This window comes from Xanthovirga aplysinae (assembly GCF_009711365.1).
GTDB lineage: Bacteria > Bacteroidota > Bacteroidia > Cytophagales > Cyclobacteriaceae > Xanthovirga > Xanthovirga aplysinae.
On the sequence record NZ_SMMB01000125.1, the window covers coordinates 1 to 418 of the forward strand.

Genomic DNA, 418 nt, shown 5'->3' on the forward strand with positions numbered 1-418 from the left:
ATTCCTGCATCATAAGGTACGCCTGTTTTTATTATGGCATGCGTCCTACTTAAAAGTTTTCTTGCCACCTTAACCAATATTCTTTTTGGGTCTTTACCCAGGTGACTCCTGTAATATTCCTGCATCACAGGATCGTACCTTATGGCTTGCCAGGTAGCTTCTACCAAGTAACTTCTTATCAATCGATTTGCCCTCGGGGTCATACCTGCCGTTGACTGATTATCCCCACTTTGTCTTAAACTGGGAACCAAACCTACATAAGAAGCTAGCTGTTTTAAAATTATCAAATCTCCTTAGGTCCCCAACCTCACTTAAAATACCACAGGCCACGATTGGGCCTATACCTGGTACACTTCTTAATAACATATAGTCCTCTTTATAATTTTGTTTGCAATATTTCCTCAACACCACACTCACA

2 protein-coding genes are annotated in these 418 nt (G+C 40.7%); both read right to left on the bottom strand.

The features are described 5' to 3' along the window. Positions 1-287: transposase (locus E1171_RS00185; protein WP_155202982.1), on the bottom strand; the 287-nt coding region annotated here is incomplete at its 3' end. Next, positions 220-366: a transposase gene (locus tag E1171_RS24830; RefSeq protein WP_425509590.1), complete on the bottom strand. Its 147-nt coding sequence runs from the start codon at positions 364-366 to the stop codon at positions 220-222. The genes E1171_RS00185 and E1171_RS24830, both read right to left, overlap by 68 nt. Between the last annotated feature and the right edge of the window lie 52 nt (positions 367-418).